This window comes from Vibrio sp. 1562, from assembly GCF_033340155.1.
GTDB lineage: Bacteria > Pseudomonadota > Gammaproteobacteria > Enterobacterales > Vibrionaceae > Vibrio > Vibrio alginolyticus.
Genome location: NZ_JAWOVY010000300.1, coordinates 1 through 728, shown reverse-complemented (window position 1 = coordinate 728; position 728 = coordinate 1). Strand labels below are relative to the sequence as shown.

Here is a 728-nt window from a genome sequence, read left to right as displayed (position 1 = left end):
TCCAGGTTGGCCGGGTTCTTGTTCACAAAAATGGCTCACTCGTATTCAAATTCGCGATCAAATACACGATGGGCCAAAGATGACAGGTACTTCCTATCGAGTCCCTAACCGACCTGTCGCCCCGGGAGAAAACGTGGCGAAAGAGGATTTCGAGATCATAGAGCGCATGCCAGTAAAATCACTCATCACCTCTCCGCAAACCAATACAGAAGTCAATGGCAATGAAATAGCCATTCGCGGACATGCTTGGTCTGGCGACCGAAAAGTGACCAAAGTGCAGATTTCGATTGATTTTGGCGCAACATGGATGGATGCCGACCTCGCAGCTCCTGCCAATGACGGTGCTTGGCAAACGTTCAATGCTAAGGTGAAGTTCCCTCAAGCGGGTTACTACGAAGTGTGGGCGAAAGCAACTGACGATCAAGGCGTCAGCCAGCCTTTTGCCATCGCATGGAATCCGAAAGGTTACCTCAACAACACTTTCCACCGCATCGCATTAATTGTACGAAGTTAAAGAGTCAACAGCAGAATGGTGAGAACTTCGGGGACACAACAAGGTGAGAACAAAACAACCATCAGAGCGGGTACTCCCGCTCGCTTTCACCCTTTTGGCTTTGTTGAGTGACCCTGTACTTGCGAATAACGACGAGTTGATTGCAGCAGGCGAGAAGCAAGCCATGGTTTGTAAAGCCTGCCATCAATTTGAGCCGAATGGCGTAACGGTGGTT

2 pseudogenes are annotated in these 728 nt (G+C 49.6%); both read left to right on the top strand.

The annotated features are described in order from the left end of the window. Positions 1–514, top strand: a pseudogene (locus R7Z49_RS24795) (molybdopterin containing oxidoreductase); the annotation flags it as partial. A 43-nt stretch (positions 515–557) separates the two neighbouring features. Further along, positions 558–728 (top strand): annotated as a pseudogene (locus R7Z49_RS24790) (cytochrome C); the annotation flags it as partial.